Source organism: Paenibacillus thailandensis (assembly GCF_042685365.1).
Classification (GTDB): domain Bacteria; phylum Bacillota; class Bacilli; order Paenibacillales; family Paenibacillaceae; genus Paenibacillus_AP; species Paenibacillus_AP thailandensis.
Window position 1 is genome coordinate 1 of the sequence record NZ_JBHUMY010000019.1, and the last position, 21,095, is coordinate 21,095.

Consider the following 21,095-nt stretch of genomic DNA (forward strand, 5'->3'; position numbering starts at 1 on the left):
CAATACGACGTACATGATGGCCTTTTTCTTCATTCTCTCAGCTCTCCCGTTATATTCTCTCTTTTATATGGAGTTATCGAATGGCCGGCAAATTACGATTGTATAAATCCGCGTTCCATCGCTTCGATCTGCCGGCTCAGCATAAACGCTTGAAGTCTGGCGATCTCCGCTTTGGTCTCGTATTGCTGTACTTGAAAAGCAAAATCGTTCAAATCGTGCGCGGAAATCAAACCGTATTCGTACCGGAGCTTCATCTTCTCGTAATCTCTTCGCTGCTCTTCCAAAACGCGGGCCGCTGCCGCATAGCTGCTATAAGCATTGTCCGCTTCGGTGTAAAGCGATTCGATCGCCTTGCGGAGATCGGTCTTGGCCTGATCGGCCTGCTTTTCCGCCAGCTCTACGCTTGTCTGCAAATAACTGTCGCCGTAACTGGTGGACGTATCGGTGTGATCCTTCTCCCATTCGGCCTGGTTAATGTTGTTGTACAACCGTTTCAGTTCAAACGACCCGGCAAGTATCGTTTCCGTATCCGTCCGATCCGCTGCCGCAGGCACGGTAAACTCGACCGGCTCCAGCGACACATCGGGATTGTAAGCTATGCCTAAATCGAAGGAAAGCTGAACGAGGCCAAGCTGGTAGTTGTTAGACACCGTCTTTAAAGAATCTTTTTGTGCCGCAATTTGACGCTGCAGTTGTTCGATATCGTCGGCGGACGCCATGCCAGCCTGCTGCAAGGCTTCCGCCTTCGCGACATCCCCTTCCAGCACTTCAATGTAGTCTTCCAGAAGCTCGATTTGCTTCCGCTCTCCAAGCAGCTGAATGTATTGTCCCGTCATCTGGAGGGCAATACCTTCTTTTGCTTCCGCCTGATCGAGCTCCGTATTGGCGCGGTTGTTTTCCATTTGCTTGGCGGCTACTTCCGCCTGGTTGCGCTGGGAGGCAATCAGCCCGTTCATTCCCTCTATCATGCCGATCATGCCCTGCATAAGGCCGTTGGTAATCGCATTGTTCTCAACGACAGGGCCAAGCCACAACAATTGATCCGGCGTCGCGTCCTCCGGGATTTGATAATCCGGATCGGACAATATGCTTCCGGCCGAGCCGGGAAGGGCGTAATTGGGCGGCTCCGCTTCTTCGAGATCGTCGGCCGTTTTCTCCAGATCCTTCTGCTTTTGTCCAAGCGCTTCATACTTGAGCTCCAGCAGCGCCAAATTGTCGGAATCGTTAATGGCCCGGCTGAGCGCCGTTTCCAGATCGAGACTATCGACCCGCTCGAGCTCGCCTTCATCCGCAAACGACGAATCCAAAGCGGCATCTGCGGCTGCCGTATCCTCCGCGCTGCTTGAAGCGAATGCCGGCTGGGCGCAAGCGATAGCCATCGCCGCTATTGTTCCGTATACGATCGTTTTTCTCATCCATTCCCATCCTCCGTATGTCTGCTTGTTTACGTGTGTATGTAAAACCAACCCTCAATTTGATTGAACGATTGGTGAATTAAAAAGCATAAAAAATTTCGTTCGCACTTGAGCTTTACCGACTAACCCAATTGATTGAACGATTGCGCAACGAAATTATACTTCGGCTGGATATATCCGTCAATAATAAAAACAAAGACGACATCGTTTCAAAAACATTGTCGTCTTACCGATTATTGTTCCGTCGGTTTCCACAAATCCATCAAATAACGGATAAGCTGTTTGCGGTAATTGGACGGGTCGAATTCTCCGAGCAAATTAAGGCCGATAAAAGTGTCGCTAAAAATGAGCATAGACATGGTCATCATTTGGACGGCGCCCATTTTAAAATCTATTTTCCGGATTTCGCCTTTTTCATAACGGCGTTCCAAAAAATCGGTGAGCCAGTTCACTCTCTCCCGAATCATGGAGGAGAGCTGCACGATTTCCCTTAAATCCAAAATATCGCTTTCGCGAATAAGGATCCGCATTAATTCCTTATCGGTCATAAATAGCTCCTGCGCTCTCGTGAACACAAGATTTAATACGTCTTCGAGCGGCATTTGCTCGGTTTCTTCGTTCGTCTGATTCAAAATCTTGATTCGATTCTCGAAACTCTCTTGCAATAAAACCAAAAGGATTTCTCTCTTGCCGCCCGGAAAATAATGATAGAGGATACCGTCCCCCATATTTAATTTACGGTTAATCGCGCGAACCGGGGTGGCATGATATCCTTTCTCCGCAAACAAGGACTTGGCGGCGGCGAGCAGCTTCTCGCGGGTTTCGGCTGCTTGCTCCTGCCGCAAGTTACGTTCAACATACTCTTTCATATTGACGTAGCCTCATTTCATTGAACATTTGTTGAACGAAATTATAGCTTAGTTGTTCCGTTATGTCAATTCGTTCCGGAACATCTCCCGTATGCCGGGCGCTTGGCTAAATCGCAAGACCGCTTGAGGCTAGCCACCAACGATTGGCGGCTAGCCTTTCAGGAGCTTAGCCATCAACTGCGCCCGGTTTGTGACGCCGTATTTCCGGTATATGGCGCCGACATGCTTTTTAACCGTCACAATGCTGAGATAAACCTCAGCGGCGATTTCCGCGTTCGTCCGGCCTTCCGCCATTAACCCGGCAATTTCAGCCTCCCTCTCTGTCAGCGGCTCCTCCGGCTTCGCGATGCCGCCGCCGGCGCCGACCGAACGTTCGGCAGCCGCTTGAGGCTGCTCTACCCCTTGCAGCATTCGAACGGCGTAATCCAGAAAGCCGCTGCCCTGCAGCTGCAGCTCGTAAACCTGGGCCCATTTTGCCGCTCCGTAGGCATCGTGAACCGCACCGCTTACAGGCTCGAAGCCGACGCTCCGGTGGCTGTCCTCATAAAACTTAACGGGAGGCGGGGATGCGGCGATAATATCGAATTCATATAAGCAGTCCAGCATCAAGCCGAAAGATTGATGCCGCAGCCCGTCATCGGCCATATTTGCAATATCGATCGTCCGGATAAAAGCGCTTTTATTCTGAAGCAGCTGTTTCAGCGTCTCCGGCCGCTGGGCTCGCAGGTAGGACGCCGTATAGCGGTCTTCGCGCAGCTTTGCGACCGTATGCGGGGTGATCGGCCAAATGACCGCAAGACCCAGCACTTCCTCCGTCTCGCCGACAAGCAGCTTGACAATGGACCGGCGGTCCTGCAGCTCCCGCAGCCCGATATCCCGGATTCGGAGCAGACTTTCCTCCCCGCTCAATTCGTAACGGAACACCTCTCCGTTCTCCGGGTGGCCGCATACGATTTGCTGCGTCCCGGCTTCCGTCCGCCTACGGTCCAAATAAGCGGCTGCGCGCGCCACGCGGGAGGCGTCGAGCGGTACCCAGCGGTATCCTTCGTCCGCTCTCATATGAAAGTGGGCTTTCAATATCGGATGCTCGGCATAATAAAGCAAATCGGTCATGCTCGCATCCATCGCCCCTGCGGCGTGTCTCGCCTCATAAAGCCGGCAAAGCACGTACGACGCGGCACGCTTGCGCACCTCCCCGTAACGCACCGGCTCTCTGCGCTTGAAGCGCCATTCCAGCGCTTCCTTCAGCTGCGGCTGCAGCGCCCATCCCGTCGCTGTCCGCTCGGCATACCAGCTTCCGATAAGCCTTTCAAACGCAGTTGAGGATACGGCTTTTCCGTATACGGCAGCTAAGCTTTCCCGATTGAAAACGCGCAGCACGGACGCATAGGAAAGCAGTTCCCGCATCTCCTCGTCCGGGATCTCCCGCAGCCAGTCCTCCACGACCTGCTCGAACAACTCGGCGTGCGCCGCCGCGTCGTACGGCCAACGGTCTCCCCGCTCGCGGATTGCCTCCGCCGCCAGAGCCATCGTAAGCGGATGCCCTTTCGACGCCAGCCACAGCCGCTGTGCCATCTCTGCGTCAAGCCCGCAGCGGGCCGCATAACGGCTTACTTCCCGCTCGCTCAGCCTGCCAAGCGGCATCGTGGCGGTCAGGTGCCCCCATTCGGCAAGCGATTGCCGATGGCTGAACGCCCTTCCCGCCATGACCACCTTGACATGCATGCCAAGACGCGGAAAGAACGCCGAGCCGAGCCATTGCTCGAGCCGTCCGGCTCCATCGCAGGCATCGAGGCAGAGAACGATCCGGGTGGAAGCGTCGCCGCCGCCATTGTTCAAAGCATGAAGGCACGCCTCCAATAGCGAGGACTCCCGGCTTCCCGAGCCGGCCTCAGGCGCAGCGTCGCTTGCTTCGGCGGGCAGCTTCGCCGATGGAAGCTCTTTAGCCAGCGCCGTCAGCCATTCGACCGGCTTCATACGCACGGAAGCGTCCGCATCCAGCCATACGATCCCCCGCTCCTTGGCCTCCCGTCTCCACAGCTTCAACAGGAAGGTTTTGCCGATGCCGGCCGGCCCGGTTACCCGGAGCAGCGGCTTATGCGCAAAGCCGCCGCTCCCGTTCAAAAAATGATGAAAATCGTTTTGTTCCTTCTCCCTGCCGACGATCAATCTCCGCTCCCAATCGTCCAGGTTTTCGCCCCATGTACGCGTTCTCTTAGGTATATCGTTCATCTCGATCACCGTTAACCTAATCCCATTTTAGTTCAAAGTATACCAAAGTCCGATACTATCGTGTAGCCAAATCGATACTGCAGCAGACTGCCGGGGAAGCGTTCATCCCTGTATGTTTTAAGGAGACATTCCAATTCATTTCGCACATCAAGGAGGTCCCGATGAAAGATATCTACTCGAATTTTCATTCGTTCGACAAGGCTGGACAAGACAGGCTGAAACAGGCCGAATGGCTGACCGGCTCGGAAATTTTGCTGCGTTCCCTGTTGCTTGAAGGCGTCGACTGCGTATTCGGCTACCCTGGCGGGGCCGTTCTGTACATCTATGACGCCATGCACGGGAACAAAAGCTTCAACCATGTGCTGACCCGCCATGAGCAGGGGGCGATCCACGCTGCCGACGGATACGCAAGATCAACCGGACGCACGGGCGTCTGCCTGGCAACGTCCGGGCCCGGCGCGACCAATCTGGTCACCGGAATCGCCACCGCCTATATGGATTCGGTGCCGCTGGTCGTCATTACCGGCAATGTGCCCTCCGATCAGATCGGTACCGACGCGTTCCAGGAAGCCGACATCGTCGGCATTACGATGCCCATTACGAAGCACAGCTTCTTCGTACGCGATGCCGGCGATATCGCCAGAACGGTGCGGGAGGCGTTCTATATCGCGGGAACGGGCCGAAAAGGCCCCGTGTTAATCGACATTCCGAAGGATGTATCCGCTTCGCGGGCGCTCTATGAATATCCCGAGCAGCTCCAACTGCCCGGCTATCGGCTGCTTCCCGACCCTTCGGACGGGCAGATCGACGCTATCATGGACCTGCTCTCCGGCGCCTTGCGCCCGGTCATCCTCGCCGGGGGAGGCATCGTGCACGCCGATGCCTCCTCCGAGCTAATCGCCTTCGCGGAGAAGGCGTCAATCCCCGTCGTCACGACGCTTATGGGACTCGGCGGCTTCCCAAGCAGCCATCCCTGCTGGATCGGGATGCCGGGCATGCACGGAACTGTCGCCGCGAACCGGGCGCTTGTCGAAACCGACTGCCTGATCTGTCTGGGCGCCCGCTTCGACGACCGCGTCACGATGAGGCTGGACGGCTTCGCTCCGAATGCCGCCGTAATTCACGTCGACATTGATGCGGCCGAGCTCGGCAAGATCGTTCCCGCCAAGTTGAAGCTTGCCGCCGACGCCAAAGCCGTTCTGACGCTGCTCAATAAGCGGAATATAGACCGAAGACGCTACGAACCGTGGCTGCAATGCCTTCGGCAGCTGCGGGAGGCCGAGCCGCTTCGTTATGACGACCGGGATCCGGCCGCCTTGAAGCCGCAGTTCGTCATCGAGACGATCTGTGAAACGACAGGCGGACGCGCCATTGTAACGACCGACGTCGGCCAGCACCAAATGTGGACGGCGCAGTTTTACAGCTTTACGTATCCCCGCTCCTTCATTACCTCCGGCGGACTCGGCACGATGGGATTCGGCCTGCCGTCGGCGATCGGCGCTCAGATCGCCAATCCGGATGCGCTTGTCGTCTCCGTCAACGGGGACGGCGGTATCCAAATGTGCGCCCAGGAGCTGGCCATCTGCAGCATCCACCGCATCCCGGTTAAAATCGTCATCTTGAACAACCGGACGCTGGGCATGATCCGCCAATGGCAGGAGGTTATCTACGAAGGACGGCACAGCCATATCGATCTTTCCGGCAGCCCGGATTTCGTCAAGCTGGCCGAAGCCTACGGCATAAAAGGGCTGCGCGCCGACAACAAAGCGGACGCCGTACGGATTTGGCACGAAGCGTTAGCCCATCCGGGCCCGGTTCTGCTCGATTTCTGGATCGATCCGGACGAGCTTGTGCTGCCCATGATCCAGGTTGGCAGCACTTTGTCCGATATGCTTACGATGCGGGATATGGACCTCAAGCACAATGAAAGGAGCAGCCGTCATGAGCAATAAACAGCCGGGAGCATTGGAGGCGAGCCGGGAGGCTTATATATTCTCCCTTCTTGTGCAGGACAGCCCCGGTGTCCTGCAACGGATTTGCGCGTTATTGACGCGGCGGGGAATCAATATAGCCAGTATTGCGGTCGGCCGAAGCGAGGAAAGCGGCCTGTCGCGCATCACGCTGCAGACGACGCCGGACGGACGCGCTTCCTCCCTCCAAATTCGGCATCAGCTCGGCAAGTTGATCGATGTTCTTGCCGTCGAGCCTTTGGAGGCGGAAAGCTGCGTAAGGCGCGAGCTGGCCCTCATCAAGCTTGCCGACACAAACGAAGCGTTGCTTCTCATCGGCCCGCATCAGCAGCAGGGTACGGTCACGCTCCTTGAACGGAACAATGGCATGCTGCTCCTTCAAGCCGCTGCAGCCCCCGAGCGGCTTCAGGCGCTCCTTGAGGAGCTGCGCCCGCTCTCTCCGCTGCGGGTTGTCCGGAGCGGCATACTGGCTGAATGTCTTTAAACCGGCATCGTCAGAACTGTTTAGCATGGACATTTTGTCCAAAATGAGCGTTAATGCTAGTAACCGACCGGTATAAAAAAGGTACCCATAGCCCGCACCTAATTTATAGGGCGAGAGTCTATGGGTACCGGTTATAAGAGGCGGTTAAATGGTGTCGTAAAGGCTTCCAGTGTCTATTACTTGAGCAAAGGTATCCTGTAATGACGCCATAAAAGTATCGTGAACGGTTTTTGCAGGGATCACGTTATCCTTCCATACTAAATCTCTGGTCGTACACGCTTCGCCGAGCAATATTACTTCATAGCCCAATCGATGTGCGGTTCTCACAGTCGAATCAATACAGATGTGGCTCATCATGCCGCCAATGACTAACCGCGTTACGTTAATCGATTCAAGATAGGATTGTAATTCCGTTTGAAAAAAGCTGTCCGGAGTATGTTTAACAATCACTTTTTCGCCAGCTTGGGGTTTTACTCGTTCATGGATTTCGATGCCTTCCGTATCGGGAAGAAAAAATGTAGCGTTATTCTCTAGAAGAATACACTGGATGTGAACAACAGGCAAACCCTTTTCCCGGAATAACGACAACGCTTCCTGGGCATGGGTTGCCGCCTGATCGGTGTTGAATAACTCGTTTCTGCCTCCTTTAAAATAATCGTTCTGAATGTCTACCAATACTAACGCGGTATTCATGTTACACGGCTCCTCTGCTCGTAGTATAAATTGTTTCTACAAGCATTATAATTTCGGTATAGTGAACCGTGAATTACCCACTTTTTTGTAGGTATGGGCAATGAATTCAATTTTTATATCGGATGCCTTTGCGATCCAGAAGTTCGGTTTGACCCCGTTCCACCATATATTCAATGCCGATCTCTTGCATAATCAGTACCGCATCCAGCAGCTTTCTCCCGCGGTCCGTAAGATAGTATTCGACATGCAGCGGATAACCTTCCGTTTTGATTTTATCAACGATCCCGCAAGCTTTAAGTTCTTTTAAATGCTGCAGCAGCATCTTTTGGGTTATCTGGTCGATATCCCGCTCCAGTTGAGCCAAGGACGTATTCCCGTTTCTCAATTGAAATATGATCATTGTTTTCCATTTACCTTTGATGATGTCATGAACGATCTCTAGCGGGCATGTACAGATCTCTCGAATTATCATAGAATTCACCTCTATCCAATGATATCAAAAGCGCTCGGGGGGAATAGGGGAGGGGTCTGTTTAATACAAAAAATACCATTTGTAATGTAACTGTAACATTCACTTCATCTTACTTTCATGTTCATTTCTTATAATGAACTCATGACCCCCCTTTATTATATATTCTCTCTTGCAGCCTGCGGCCGAAGCCGCAGGCCCTTTTTTTATGTATCGGGCAGGCTAACGTTCCGATTAGCGTTATTGTACCGAATCCAATCTGCGTACCGCCCCGGTAAACCGCTTGGCTTGCGCCGTCACCAGATCGAATCTTCCTTCGCGCACCCACTCCATATTCAGCAGCTTGCTCCCTATGCCTACCGCGTTTGCTCCCGCTTTGAAATAGTCCCCGATATTGTCCGCGTCGACGCCCCCGGTAGCCAGAATCGGGATGGAGTCGAGCGGTCCGCGAATTTCGGACAAATACTTCAGCCCAAGCGAAGCCATCGGAAACAGCTTCACCGCTTCCGCTCCCGCCTTCCAGGCGCGCACGATTTCGGTCGGTGTCATGACGCCGGGCCATACGGCAACGCCGCGTTCCCGCCCGTAAGCGATAACCGCCTCATCCAAATTGGGCGAGATAAGAAATTGCGCGCCCGCGGCTATCGCATCGCGGGCCATGTCCGCATCGAGCACCGTTCCCGCCCCGACGGCAGCCTCGCCGTCGAAGAGGCTCCGCCATCTTTCGATCATGGCCGGAGCCCCGGCCGTGTTCATCGTAATCTCCATCAGCTTAACGCCGCCGTCGATCAGCGCTCTGCCGGCGCGGTCGGCGTGGCGGTCTTCAATGCCCCGCAATATCGCTACGATTTTATGCTCCAGCAGCATGTCCAGCATGTTCGGCATGTCCGTCTCTCCCCCGTTATCGGTTATCGAAATAATGGTTCAGCACCCGTATGAATAAATTCGGAAAGGTAAGCCGCTCCATATCGTCGCGGCCAATCCAGCTATATGGCTCGGGCAGCGTCTCCGCCCCGCCTTCGGCCGTACGGGCCCCGGCAGCATTAGCCGGCGCGCCGAAGCCGGATTCATAAGCGGCCGCCGCTTCCGCCGCCCAGAGAGGATGCATCTCCTCTCCGCCCCGCAAACGAGACGTACATTCCGCGCTCTCGGCGCTGCCCGCTCCATCCTCGCTGCCCGCGCCAAGATCGGCTGCGTATATTTTCATTTTCCAATGAATATGACTGAACACATGCTCCGCATCCATAAGCGCGAGCTTCGGGCGGATGAGCAGCCCCGTCTCCTCATGCAATGTGCGCGACAGCTGCTCCGCAAGCGCAGCGTCATCTCCATGCTCCGGCACGAGCAAATGCGGAATTTCCCACATTTGCGCCAGCAGCCCTTTGTCGGGACGACGGCGCACGAGCACCTTGCCGGCATGCGCCCCGCTTCCTTCCACGATAACGGCTGCGCGAAGCTCCTCGCGCGGCGGCTTCGCTTTCGTTTTGACGGGCAGCTCGGTTTCTTTGCCGGCAAGCCGGCCCGCGCAATGCTCCATCACCGGGCATGTGAGGCATACCGGCGACTTCGGCGTGCATACAAGCGCGCCGAGCTCCATCAGCGCCTGATTGAAATCGCCCGCTTCCCCTTCGGGAATAAGCGAAACGGCCAGCTTCTCGATCCCTGTTCTCGTTGAAGGCTTGGCAATGTCGTCCTCCAGGCAAAAATACCGGGACAACACCCGCATCACATTGCCGTCCACCGCCGGCTCGGGACGATTAAACGCTATGCTCATGATGGCGCCGCTCGTATACGGGCCAACGCCTTTGAGCGAAGCTACAGCCTCTTTGTCGTCCGGGACGATGCCGCCGTACCGCTCCACCACTTCCCGTGCGCCTGCTTGCAGATTGCGGGCGCGGGAGTAGTAGCCGAGCCCTTCCCAGCTTTTCAGCACCTCTTCCTCCGGCGCTTCGGCCAAATGCCGCACGGTCGGAAATTTAGCCATAAACCGCTCGTAATAGGGGATAACGGTGTCCACCCGCGTCTGCTGCAGCATAATTTCCGACACCCACACCCGGTAAGGGTCCCGGTTTTTCCGCCAGGGAAGATCGCGTTTCACCAATTGATACCAAGCAAGGAGCTCCTTGCTGAAATATTGTTTTGCATCGACTTTCATTCGTTATAAATCTCCTTCGCGCTTATCGTTGCCTCTATTATAAAGGGCGGCCGGGCAAAATGATACGATTGCCGGCAATCGCCTTGAAGCCAAGCGGCGGCTCCCGGCCGGACGCACGGCAAGGCGGTTTCCCGATATTGCCAGTCTTTTCTTTTGCGGATATACTAGGGGCTGGTTGACAGTATGGAGCAGGAAACGGAGGGGAGTCTGTGACCAAAAAAACGATCCCGCTCGCCGGCGCGCTGCTTCTCGTCGCTGCCGTCCTTACCGCGTGCGGCGGCGAAAGCAAGGAGGCAAGCGCGCCGCATATGGACGCGCCGCCCGATACGGCAGCCGTGTACGCGGCGAACTGCGTCAGCTGCCACGGCTCCGATCTGCAGGGGCGTATGGGGCCGGGAACGAACCTGCAGCAGGTCGGCTCGCGAATGAACGAGCAGGAAATCGCCGACCAGATCGCAAACGGGAGTAAAAGAATGCCCGCGCAAAAAGACAGGCTGTCGGAGGAAGAAATCGCGGGGCTCGCCGCATGGCTGGCACAGAAGAAATAGAAGACCCGCTCGCCCCGGCCGGGTTGGCAAGATGCTTCGCCGATAAGTTCTCCCCGCACAACGAAACAAGCAGGCCGGCCACCCGCGCCCGCCTGCTTGCTTTTTGCTTATATGATGCCTGCAGCCACTCCCGCTTCGCTTCAGCCGATCGCCCGGCCGTAATCTTTTTCATAAACGACAAGCTGAGTCGTATAGCCCGAGAACGTCTGCGTTTCATAGCGGATCGCCCGAAAGCCTTTGCCTTCATAGAATCTGCGCGCCGACGCGTTTTGTCCTTCCACCCAGGCTTCCAGCCTGCGGACCGCATTGCGGCGAACAGCCTCGTGCAGCAGGCGGGTCCCCGCCCCTTCGCCTTGATGCTCCGGCAACAAATAAATTCGCAGCAGTTCATGCGTTCTTTCGTCCACTTTCCTCATATGGAGGAACCCGATAACGCCCGCCCCTTCCAGCTCGGCAACAAGAAACTTACGTTCCTCGTCTCCTTCGTCCCGGCTGATCGACTGCTCCAGGCTTTGAAAGGAATAGGCCCTCTCCACGAACGCTTCGATATATTCGGGAGGATAAATGCCGCTGTACGCATGCGCCCAAGACAACCGGGCGACACTTTGCACGGCGGGAATGTCGTCCGCTTTCACGGGACGTATGTGCATGCTGCCGCGCTCCTTCCTGAAGGTTTGAAACCGCTGTACACCATATGCGGAAATCGTTTGAAACATAACCGTCCCGCTCCGTCGTTCGGGAGCATTTTTAAGGATGCTCGTAACATAGGTCTCTTCAGTAGTCAAAAAATAAGCGGGTCGTTTAATTCGGCCCACTGCATACATGGCTCTCCGAGCTTGTTTGCCGTAATCGTTCCCACCGTAACGCCGTTTCGGTTCGGAGTAAGCAAATAATGCTCCAGCATAAAGCCGTTGATCGCGGACATGCGCAGGCGAAACAGGTCGCCTTGCTCGACCCAATGCAGCTCTCCTTCGCCGGAAGAGACGACGTCCTGCCGTTTCGCTTTGCCCATATAAACAAACTGCTGCCTGATTTCCCGTTCCTTGATGCGCAGCAAAATATATTTCAGCTCCAGCCCTTCGATATCGTGCTCATCCAGTCCGGATTCCTCGTACACTTCCCTTAAACAAGTATGCTTCGGATTGTTTAGCTCCTCCGCCTCCATATGTCCGCCGACTCCGCTCCAGAACTCGCCCGCATGAAGCCGGCTGTTCGCCTTGCGGATCAGCAGCACCCGGTCGCCGTGAAACAAATAAGCCGCTGTCATTTGACGTATTTCCATCGTTGTTTCCCACTTTCTTGCAATTCGCGTCATTCACGCAAATGTCCAACTTCGACATGAGCCAGCGGAATTCCTCCTGACCGGGCGGCCGCGGCGAAGCGTTGCCGCAAGCGGTTAAGACTCGATTTCAACAACGAAAGGAATAGTCACGATCTCGCCGCTCCGCTTGAACTGCGCCCATATTTTATACACGCCCGGCGACGGGAAATTGGTCATAAACTTCGCTTCGGGGCCCGATCCTTGATCTTCAAGCGGGTGGACATGCAAATATTGCTCCGCATCCTGCGACAATATGACCACATGCCCGATCTCCCCCAAATACGGCTCCAAATCGGTTACCGGCTCACCCGTTTCCGCATCGGCCAGCTCGTAGCTCAGCGTCGTCTCGCGGCCCGCCTTCAGCTTGCCGTCAAACGTCAGAGCGGCCTTCATGCCGTCGACCGTCGCATTCCATTGCGTTTGCGGTTCAAGCGGAACCGATGCAGCCTCGGCGCCGGACACTTCGGCAACCGTCATACGGTGCATCGCGCTGCCGCCGCTCGGGACGAAGTCCGCGATAAGGGTATATTCGCCGCCGGTCGGGAATACCGTCTCCACTTCAAACAACCCGTCCCCCTTAAAGACGGGATGGATATGGCTGAAATACGACAAGTCCGAGCTTACGATAATAAGATGCTGTTTTTGCTCATGGGTCGTATCGAAGCTTTCAATCGGCTGGCCGTCCCGGGTCAGCATAATCCGGACCGTCGTCTCTTTGCCCGCTTCCGGCTTGTCGCCGTTATTATACGTCCACTCCGCCTGTACAAGATCGTCCGGCACCGTTTCACTGCCCGATTCCGCTTCGCCGTGCCGGTGCTCCGCCGCATCATGTCCTGCCGAAGAGGCGCTGCCGGGATCCGCGGCGACCCCTTCGCCGGCTTCCGCACCGCCATGTTCATGCCCGCCGCCTTCTGCTGCATGCCGCGTGTCTTCGACAGAAGTGCCGCAAGCCGCAAGCGGCAGGGCCAGTAGCGCCAGCAGCGAAGCTAATGCCGCCATTTTCTTCGTGCGGCCAAATAAAGCTCTTTGATTCATCGTCACGTTAAATGCACTCCTTGTCCGCAAAATTATAAATAGCGGAACCGCCCATTTGACTCTATGAGCGCTTCCCTTAAACCCGAAACGTTATATTTTTTTCTTTCGTATATAGTATACCCCCCTATAGTATATAAGTCAACTTGATCCGGTTCGTTTCTTCTTTTCGTTAGTATCCCCTTTGCTCAGGCAATCCAAAAGCCGAAACGAGCATCCGAACCTGAACCAAAGTAATACAAACGCAGACTCAAGCCCCCGGCTGTCTGAGCTAACGGGATACCGCCGACATGCTTAGGGATACCCGCTCCCTGAGCCAAGGGGATATCGCCAACAAGCTGCGGAATACCCGCCCCTGAGCCAAGGGGATATCGCCAACAAGCTGCGGAATACTCGCCCCTGGCCAAGGGGATATCGCCAACAAGCTGCGGAATACTCGCCCCTGGCCAAGGGGATATCGCCAACAAGCTGCGGAATACTCGCCCCTGGCCAAGGGGATATCGCCAACAAGCTGCGGAATACCCGCCCCTGAGCCAAGGGGATACCGCCGACATGCTGTAGAATACACCCGTTCCCTGAGCCAAGGGGATACCGCCGACATGCTGTGGAATACACCGTTTCCCTGAGCTAACGGGATACCGCCGACATGCTGCGGAGGACCCTCACAATAAAAAAAGCCCGCCGGGCTACGCCCGATGAGCTTGCTTCATGCCTTCAACCGTCCCAAACAACTTCTAACGATCTATTGCTTTTGCCATTCCGTCCGGCCCGGGCATACTCGCATTCCGGAGGGCCGATGTAGGTCCAGCGGGTATCGCCCATGTAAGGATGCGCGGGGAACCGCTCGCCGCTAATCAGAACAAGCTCGCTTCCCCAATCATCCGAATAGAGGCCGTCTTGCGGAACGTCTTCGCCCAGCCTGTATTTGCGTTTGCCGCTTATCCGTTTCATCAGCGCTTCACCCTCTTGCTCATCGCCGAAATATCGGCCGCCCGGAGCACGGTTGGCGCGCGTTCCGTCAGCCGAGCCGCTCCATTACGGCAACTGCCGAAGCGATGGAACGATCATGAGAGATCGTTACATGGATCCGTTCCGCTTCGGGGCTTCGGTCTATTCTCCGCCAAGCCTCATCCGACAGGCTGCAGCCGGGCTTGCCGGTGACGTCCGGCATAATGTCAATATCCCCGAACCCGACCTTGTCGCCTATTCCGCAGCCAATCGCTTTAACGACCGCTTCCTTCGCGGCAAATCGGCCCGAAACAAATTGTACGAGCCGTTTCCCTTCATACCGCATAGCAAGCTCCAGCTCATTCTTTGTCAATATTCGTTCCATAAACCGCTTCGACGTATGCCCCGACAAAATCTTCTCGATTCTGTCCATATCGGCTATATCGTGACCGATGCCAACAATCATCTTTTCCCTCCGCTTCCATACTGAAGCGACATTATCAGAAAAGCCGGCCATACGTCAACGGCTTGTTCTCGCTTAAGAAAACAAGTTACAGCTTCAACGAACCAGCAGCCCGATAATGACGGCCCACAGCGGAACGGACAATATGAGTCCGTTAATAACGCCAATCTTCAAATCGCCTTCGCGGTAGATCATCCGCCATCTCTCCTTTGCGCATTTCGTAAACGCATACATATCCAAATAGAAGTATTCCCCTATTTTTGTTTTCTTATAGGCGCAATCGAAAAAATTACGCATATTTCTGTATGATTATTGTATGCAGGACTTGACGAAATACGTTACTTGGTCCCGAAGAAAATTAAAACGCTTTCATTTTCGGGGTTCGCAGAAATGGCTTCGATGTGAAGCGATAAGATTGAATACAAGATGAAAAACAGCCTGAAGCGTTCAACGTTTGTCGCCTCAGGCTGTCTTGCGATCCGTTAAATGCCCGGAATCGGATCGCGTTTATGTTGCGTTTTACGATACTGGTTTTCCAGCTTTTCCTTAGCCGCAGGGTCGATATCTTTCCCTTCGAGGTAATCGCTGTTGCTTTCGTACGTAATGCCGAGCTCGCCTTCATCGGTTTGCCCTTCCCATAACCCGGCCGTCGGCGCCTTGTCCAGCACGCTTTGCGGTACGCCAAGCTTGGCTGCAAGCTGGCGCACTTGACGCTTGTTCAAGGTGCTGAGCGGCGTAATGTCTACCGCTCCGTCTCCCCATTTCGTGTAGAAGCCGGTAATGGCTTCGGATGCATGGTCCGTACCGACGACAAGCAGGTTCAGCTCAAAAGCCAGCGCATATTGCATAACCATACGCGTTCTCGCTTTGACGTTGCCTTTGCCGCCGCGGCTCAGATGGCAGGGCATTCCCATCGTTTTGAAGCCGTGCTCGACTTCAAGGGCGATTTCGTCCACCGCTTCGGCGATATTCGTCTCCACTTTGTATTTCAGCTGGAACGCTTCCGCGACCGCATAGCTGTCGGCGATATCCGACTGATCGCCGTAAGGCTGGAATACGCCGAGCGTCATATATTCGCGTCCCGTTTCCTCCGTCAGCTCGTCCGTCGCCCGCTTGCACAGGCCGGTCGTCACGGCGCTGTCGATGCCGCCGCTAATGGCGATCAACAAGCCGGCGCTGCCGGATTTCTTCACGTAATCCTTTAAAAAATCTACGCGCTTGCGGATTTCCGCATCCGGATCGATTTCCGGCTTGACGCCCAAGCGCTCAATAATTTCCTGCTGGATGCTCATCGTCCGCTCTCTCCTAATCTCTTGATAAGCGGCAAGCCCGCCATTTCGTCCGGCCCGGCTTGCCGGCTACCGTTTTTTATTTGCAGAAACGGTCGAACGCATCGGTCAAGTCGGCCGAAATTTCCGCAGCGGAACGGTTCTCGATCTGATGGCGCTCGATAAAATGCACAAGCTCTCCGTCTTTCAGAAGCGCGATCGACGGGGAAGACGGCGGATACGGCGCAAAATATTCGCGCGCCTTGGCCGTCGCTTCTTTGTCCTGGCCGGCGAATACCGTATACAGATGATCCGGAACGACGTCATGCTGCAACGCATGAGCTACAGCCGGACGCGCCATTCCCGCCGCGCAGCCGCATACGGAGTTGACGACGACAAGCGTGGTGCCTTTGCTGTCGTTCAAAGCGGCTTCCACTTCTTCCGGCGTGCGCAGCTCCTTGACGCCGATTTGCGTAAGCTCGTCGCGCATCGGCTGGATCATATCAAACATATATCGTTCAAATGACATTGACATTTGTAAAATCGCTCCTTTGCAATAACCTAATTTTAGTTACTATTATACCTTCGTTATTGAAAATAAAGCAACCGAAGCGGGTAACTCCGGTTGCTTATTTGGGTTCGGCGAAAACGATCGCGCCGCATCCGTCCCGACGAGGGACAAACCGCGCCGCGATACAATATAAGCCCGGCGAATCGTTCGGACGAACGAGCTGACGCCGGGCTTATACCGGTTAAATTGAAGGAATGTTCGGACCGTCCAACTTTTTGTCGTAGCCGCCTTGGCTTTCCCGCGCCGAAGAACGGGCGGATTCGTTTTGCTTCGCCTGGCGCTTCTGCTCGGCCGAGTTTCCTTGCTGCTTGCCTGCCATCCGGATATCCTCCTTCCAAGCTTAACCTAAGCGCTTGCTAGCTGCCCGTTTCATAGTATGCGCGGCCGCGCGGCTCCTTATGATTGGCGGCAAGGTCGAAGGTAACGATGAAGCTTGTCCCTTCGCCCAGCTTGGAGATAACGTCGATTCTTCCGGAATGGCGCTCGGCAATGCTTAAGCAAAGCGGAAGGCCAAGCCCCGTCCCGCGCTGCTTCGTCGTAAAAAACGGCTCGAACAATCGCTTGATTTTATGCTGCGGTATCCCCGTTCCTTCGTCGCGAACCGTCAAAGAGATATATCCGTCCTCCAGCTTCGTCGCAATATGGAGCATGCCCTTGTCCGTCATCGCTTCCATTCCGTTGCGGGCCAGATTTAACAGAAGCTGTTTCATCTCCTTCTCGTTCATGATCATGTCCGGCACGTCGTCCAGCTCGAGCTGAACCGCTTGGCCCCGCATATTCGCGTCCGCCTCCAGCAGCGGGAAGATCGTAAGGATAATCTCGTTTAAAGAACCCGGCTCCATCGTCAGAACGCGGTTCTGGGCGAGAGAAAGAAAGTCGCTTATTATATTGTTGGCCCGATCCAGCTCGTCCATGACGATTCGAAAGTACTGCTGCTGATCCGAAGGGCTTTTTTCCCGCATCAGCTGGACGAATCCCCGGATAACGGCCATCGGATTGCGGATCTCGTGGGTAATGCTCGCCGCCATCTGTCCGACCAGGCTGAGCCGCTCCATCCGGCCGACTTCATTGCGCAGCCGGTACATTTCGGTAATATCCTGCACGATAAGGGCGGCGCCGGCAATGCGGTCGTCGTCCGCAGAGTAAAGCGGGAACGACTTTTTTAAATAGATTTTCTCTTCGCCGACAAGCGGCTCCAGCGCCATCCTCTCCCCGGCCAGCGCTTTGTTCAGTAAGTTAATGCACAAATCCGAGGCGGCCGGGTCAAAAATATCGTTATAATTCCAGCCGATAAAATAGTCCGTGCCGCCGTCGTTCGCGGCAAGCGCGAACAGCTTCATGCCTATTTCGTTTATATGGGTCAATCGTCCGTTCTCGTCCACTAGAAGGACGGCAAAATTCGTTTCGTCGATAAGCTGTTGAAGCTTCTCCGCCTGATTCCGGTAGTTGGCGGAGACGATCCGGATTTCATCCTGGAGCCGCTTGTTTCGCTGCAGCAGCTCGATAATCGCGATGGACAAGTGGATGGCGAGCGGACAAGCGATCATGTAAACGACGAGCGCCAGCTCCGTGGCCGGCGTCCAGGATAATTTGTTGATCTGAATGTCGTACTGCAAGTGCAAAGCTTTGTAGAAGATGACGAAGCCTGCCGTATAGATGCCGATTTTGACCTTATGCCGGGTCGGGCTTGCCCGGAATGTTCCGGCATACTTCAGCAGCCATACGGCCAGAATCAGGATCAAACCGGTACTTGCGATGCAGTCCCGAATATTATCGAACAAGAAGGCTTCCGTACCGATATAAAGCGCGCTTAGCGTTACGATGGCCGTCGTACCGCCGTATAACGCCCCTATTAAATAGGGAACGACGCGAAAATCGAAAGCATAACCTATAAAATCGTCGTACAAAAAGATACACGAAATCAAGCTGACCGCGCTTATGAAGCTAACAAGCAGCCGGCGCTTCCTCCGGTTCCCGGCGGTTTCGTGCCACAATTGGTAGGAGACGGCAGGTAACAAGGATACGACAAATTGCAACAGCAGTTCTTTCAACACAGACGATCAGTCTCCCCTAATCGCTTTTGGCAATTCATAGAGGACAATTTCCTTGTTTGCTTAGCCTTATCTACGATTTAAGCACATTTTTCCTTTATTTACAATTGACCTTGCATCCAATTCGAAACGGCATAAATAACTTCTTTCCCTTCCGCGTCGTTATGCAATTCGTGAAGACCGTCCTGCCAGGACAAAAATCGACAACGCTCGCCAAGCGTGTCCGAAAGCTCCGCGCTGGCCGCCCAAGAAGTGATTCTGTCCGCCGTTCCGTGCAGAAGCAGCAGCGGGCAATGAAGGGATGCCGCATGCCGGAGCGCCCATTTCCCCGTCTCTTCCAAGTCCAAAAACGAGGAAACGGTAATGGACGTATGAACATACGGATCTTCCGTTTCCCGGATATAGCCCGGCCGGTACAAATCCTCTTTCCTTAAGCCCGTGGGCTGGGAAAATTCCGGCGAAAGCCGCGCGATCCCGCGCCCGAGCCATACTTTGACGGCCGGCGGACGGAACGCGAGCCGCAGCCATGGGCTGCTTAACACAAGCCCGCGAATCGGCGGCTTGTAACGAAGCGCGCAATTGAGCGCGATATTGCCTCCCATGCTATGTCCGTACAAGAACGCCGGGACGAACGGATGTCTGTCCATCGCTTCCCGCAATACCGTTTCCGCGTCGTCCATCGCGGCATACGGCGGGATATGTCCCCGTTTCCCGGGCGTTCGTCCATGCCCTCGCTGATCCGGGGCTATGACGGCAAAGCCGTCTTCCGCAAGCGCCTTCGCCAAATGGGAATAACGTTCGCCATGCTCCCCCATGCCGTGCAGCAGGCAGACGAGCCCCTTTACAACTCCCTCCGAGGGCTGCCATTCCCGGACGTAAAGCTCCGCGCCGTCTCTGCAGACTATGGTCCAATCATGCCGCAGCATCGTTATTTTCGTCTCCTTTCAGAAGATCGACTTGTGCTTGTGCTATTATGTATGGGTAAACTAATGATACAATGCAAACAAATCGTTTGAACATAGAGGAAGAAACAAAAGGAGTTACATATCGGATGACCTATGACGTAATTGTAATCGGCGGCGGCTCCGCCGGACTGATGGCCAGCGTGGCGGCAAGCGGGAAGGGAGCCAAGGTGCTGCTGCTCGAGAAAGGGGAGAAGCTGGGGCGGAAGCTCGGGATATCCGGCGGCGGCAGGTGCAACGTCACCAACAATAAAGACATGGACGAGCTGATCCGCCATATCCCCGGCAACGGCAAATTTTTGTACAGCGCGCTTCATCAATTCGGCAACCGGGATATTATCCGCTTCTTCGAAAATCTAGGCATTCGGCTGAAGGAAGAAGACAACGGGCGCATGTTCCCCGTTACGGACAAAGCGAAGACGGTCGTCGATACCCTTATCGGACAAGTTCGCAAGCAAGGCGTAGAGATTATGCTGAACGCTCCCGTCGGCCGCATTATATATGAAGCCGGACGCGTGACGGGCGTGCGGCTCGTCTCCGGCCAAACGTTCAAATGCCGCTGCGCGATCGTCGCCTCCGGCGGCAAATCCGTACCTCATACCGGTTCGACCGGTGACGGGTACAAGTGGGCCGAAGAGGCCGGCCACACCATCACCGAGCTGTTCCCGACCGAGGTTCCGTTGACGTCGAACGAGCCGTTCATTACAAGCAAGGAGCTGCAAGGCTTGTCTTTAAGAGACGTTGCGTTGTCCGTATGGAATCCGAAGGGCAAAAAGCTGATCGAGCACCGGGGCGACATGCTGTTCACCCATTTCGGCGTATCCGGGCCGATCGCGCTTCGGTGCAGCCAGTTCGTCGTCAAGGCGTTGAAACAATTCCAGGTCGGCAACATCGAAGTGTCGATCGACCTTATGCCGGATAAAAGCGCGGACGAGGTTTATAACGAAACGCTTCGGCTTGCCGAACAAGAAACGAAAAAAACGATAAAAAACGTGCTGAAGCCGTATTTGCCCGAACGGCTCATCCCTCTTCTGCTTGAGCGGGCCGAATTGGCGGAGACGCTCACTTACGACAACATCCCGAAGCAGCAATGGCTTGCTCTTGCCAAGCTGATCAAACGATTTCCGATCCGCGTCTACGGCACATTGTCCATCGAGGACGCTTTCGTAACGGGCGGCGGCGTAAACTTGAAAGAAATCGATCCGAAAACGATGCAGTCCAAGCTGATGGACGGCCTTTATTTCTGCGGAGAAATATTGGACATACACGGGTATACCGGCGGCTACAACATTACGGCCGCTTTCTCTACCGGCTATGCCGCGGGGAAGCATGCGGCCGAACGGCTAGCGTAAAATGTGCCAATGAATGAGTCCAATCGTCCGATTCATAGAGTAGCCCTGCGAATAAGCTGATAGCATGGTTATTCGGGAGGCGACAAAGCTTTATGGCTCTACCTCAAAGAAATAAAATCCGTAAAAAAACGGATGCGGGGAGAACAACGACGCTTAAAAAAGCAAGGCATGCTGCCAGGAACGGCGCCCTGGCCGTTCCTTATCCGCTCATTCTCGTGCAGCAGGGTCGAGGAGCAATCGGCGCAGCCGCCTCTAGCGGCGCACGCAGTGCTGCCCGCAGCGCTGGCGCTTC

At 55.0% G+C, this 21,095-nt stretch carries 22 protein-coding genes; 5 read left to right on the forward strand and 17 right to left on the reverse strand.

Going from position 1 to position 21,095, the window contains the following annotated elements:
* Positions 1–92: 92 nt before the first annotated feature.
* From ACFSW5_RS16615 to ACFSW5_RS16625, 3 genes are all read right to left on the reverse strand, one after another.
* Positions 93–1,415, reverse strand: coding sequence for a TolC family protein (locus ACFSW5_RS16615; RefSeq protein ID WP_379275369.1), 1,323 nt, complete (start codon positions 1,413–1,415; stop codon positions 93–95).
* Positions 1,416–1,648: 233 nt separating this feature from the next.
* Complete coding sequence (locus ACFSW5_RS16620) at positions 1,649–2,284, reverse strand: TetR/AcrR family transcriptional regulator (RefSeq protein ID WP_379275371.1); 636 nt, start codon at positions 2,282–2,284, stop codon at positions 1,649–1,651.
* A 150-nt stretch (positions 2,285–2,434) separates the two neighbouring features.
* The gene (locus ACFSW5_RS16625; protein ID WP_379275417.1) at positions 2,435–4,516 is read right to left on the reverse strand and encodes a LuxR C-terminal-related transcriptional regulator; all 2,082 of its coding nucleotides are present in this window, start codon (positions 4,514–4,516) and stop codon (positions 2,435–2,437) included.
* Positions 4,517–4,677: 161 nt separating this feature from the next.
* Between ACFSW5_RS16625 and ilvB the strand changes: the two genes are divergently transcribed.
* Both ilvB and ilvN read left to right on the forward strand, forming a co-directional pair.
* On the forward strand, positions 4,678–6,468 hold the full coding sequence (gene ilvB, locus ACFSW5_RS16630; RefSeq protein WP_379275374.1) for a biosynthetic-type acetolactate synthase large subunit: 1,791 nt from the start codon (positions 4,678–4,680) through the stop codon (positions 6,466–6,468).
* Entirely contained in the window at positions 6,458–6,970 is a 513-nt protein-coding gene (gene ilvN / locus ACFSW5_RS16635; RefSeq protein ID WP_379275376.1) for an acetolactate synthase small subunit, read from the forward strand. The genes ilvB and ilvN overlap by 11 nt, the downstream gene beginning before the upstream one ends.
* Before the next feature lie 144 nt (positions 6,971–7,114).
* Here ilvN and ACFSW5_RS16640 read toward each other — a convergent pair whose 3' ends face one another.
* From ACFSW5_RS16640 to mutY, 4 genes are all read right to left on the reverse strand, one after another.
* Complete coding sequence (locus ACFSW5_RS16640) at positions 7,115–7,663, reverse strand: cysteine hydrolase family protein (protein ID WP_379275377.1); 549 nt, start codon at positions 7,661–7,663, stop codon at positions 7,115–7,117.
* Positions 7,664–7,769: 106 nt separating this feature from the next.
* Positions 7,770–8,135 carry a winged helix-turn-helix transcriptional regulator gene (locus tag ACFSW5_RS16645; RefSeq protein WP_379275379.1) on the reverse strand — a complete coding sequence of 122 codons (366 nt, stop codon included), beginning with the start codon at positions 8,133–8,135 and terminating at the stop codon, positions 7,770–7,772.
* 237 nt (positions 8,136–8,372) lie between these two features.
* Positions 8,373–9,017, reverse strand: coding sequence for a bifunctional 4-hydroxy-2-oxoglutarate aldolase/2-dehydro-3-deoxy-phosphogluconate aldolase (locus ACFSW5_RS16650; protein WP_379275381.1), 645 nt, complete (start codon positions 9,015–9,017; stop codon positions 8,373–8,375).
* A 16-nt stretch (positions 9,018–9,033) separates the two neighbouring features.
* Entirely contained in the window at positions 9,034–10,287 is a 1,254-nt protein-coding gene (mutY, locus tag ACFSW5_RS16655; protein ID WP_379275384.1) for an A/G-specific adenine glycosylase, read from the reverse strand.
* A gap of 209 nt (positions 10,288–10,496) precedes the next feature.
* Between mutY and ACFSW5_RS16660 the strand changes: the two genes are divergently transcribed.
* Positions 10,497–10,835: a c-type cytochrome gene (locus ACFSW5_RS16660; RefSeq protein ID WP_379275386.1), complete on the forward strand. Its 339-nt coding sequence runs from the start codon at positions 10,497–10,499 to the stop codon at positions 10,833–10,835.
* 140 nt (positions 10,836–10,975) lie between these two features.
* Here ACFSW5_RS16660 and ACFSW5_RS16665 read toward each other — a convergent pair whose 3' ends face one another.
* The 10 genes from ACFSW5_RS16665 to ACFSW5_RS16710 form a co-directional block, all read right to left on the reverse strand.
* Entirely contained in the window at positions 10,976–11,485 is a 510-nt protein-coding gene (locus ACFSW5_RS16665; protein WP_379275389.1) for a GNAT family N-acetyltransferase, read from the reverse strand.
* 131 nt (positions 11,486–11,616) lie between these two features.
* A complete protein-coding gene (locus tag ACFSW5_RS16670) occupies positions 11,617–12,117 on the reverse strand; it encodes an NUDIX domain-containing protein (RefSeq protein ID WP_379275391.1) in 501 nt (166 codons plus the stop codon).
* Between the two features lie 114 nt (positions 12,118–12,231).
* Positions 12,232–13,197 (reverse strand): hypothetical protein, encoded by a 966-nt coding sequence (locus ACFSW5_RS16675; RefSeq protein ID WP_379275393.1) that lies wholly within the window; start codon positions 13,195–13,197, stop codon positions 12,232–12,234.
* A 705-nt stretch (positions 13,198–13,902) separates the two neighbouring features.
* Positions 13,903–14,139 (reverse strand): hypothetical protein, encoded by a 237-nt coding sequence (locus ACFSW5_RS16680; RefSeq protein ID WP_379275396.1) that lies wholly within the window; start codon positions 14,137–14,139, stop codon positions 13,903–13,905.
* A gap of 67 nt (positions 14,140–14,206) precedes the next feature.
* Entirely contained in the window at positions 14,207–14,602 is a 396-nt protein-coding gene (gene acpS, locus ACFSW5_RS16685) for a holo-ACP synthase (protein ID WP_379275398.1), read from the reverse strand.
* Positions 14,603–15,081: 479 nt separating this feature from the next.
* Entirely contained in the window at positions 15,082–15,891 is an 810-nt protein-coding gene (gene nadE, locus ACFSW5_RS16690; protein WP_379275402.1) for an ammonia-dependent NAD(+) synthetase, read from the reverse strand.
* Between the two features lie 76 nt (positions 15,892–15,967).
* A complete protein-coding gene (locus ACFSW5_RS16695) occupies positions 15,968–16,402 on the reverse strand; it encodes a BrxA/BrxB family bacilliredoxin (protein ID WP_379275404.1) in 435 nt (144 codons plus the stop codon).
* Between the two features lie 217 nt (positions 16,403–16,619).
* Complete coding sequence (locus ACFSW5_RS16700; protein WP_379275406.1) at positions 16,620–16,757, reverse strand: hypothetical protein; 138 nt, start codon at positions 16,755–16,757, stop codon at positions 16,620–16,622.
* Positions 16,758–16,794: 37 nt separating this feature from the next.
* Entirely contained in the window at positions 16,795–18,492 is a 1,698-nt protein-coding gene (locus tag ACFSW5_RS16705) for an ATP-binding protein (protein ID WP_379275408.1), read from the reverse strand.
* Positions 18,493–18,590: 98 nt separating this feature from the next.
* Complete coding sequence (locus ACFSW5_RS16710; RefSeq protein ID WP_379275410.1) at positions 18,591–19,415, reverse strand: alpha/beta hydrolase; 825 nt, start codon at positions 19,413–19,415, stop codon at positions 18,591–18,593.
* 125 nt (positions 19,416–19,540) lie between these two features.
* On the opposite strand from ACFSW5_RS16710, the gene ACFSW5_RS16715 reads away from it, so the two are divergent.
* Together ACFSW5_RS16715 and ACFSW5_RS16720 are read left to right on the forward strand one after the other, a co-directional pair.
* Entirely contained in the window at positions 19,541–20,803 is a 1,263-nt protein-coding gene (locus ACFSW5_RS16715) for a BaiN/RdsA family NAD(P)/FAD-dependent oxidoreductase (protein ID WP_379275412.1), read from the forward strand.
* Positions 20,804–20,895: 92 nt separating this feature from the next.
* A partial coding sequence (locus ACFSW5_RS16720; protein ID WP_379275415.1) for a hypothetical protein occupies positions 20,896–21,095 on the forward strand: 200 nt, incomplete at its 3' end.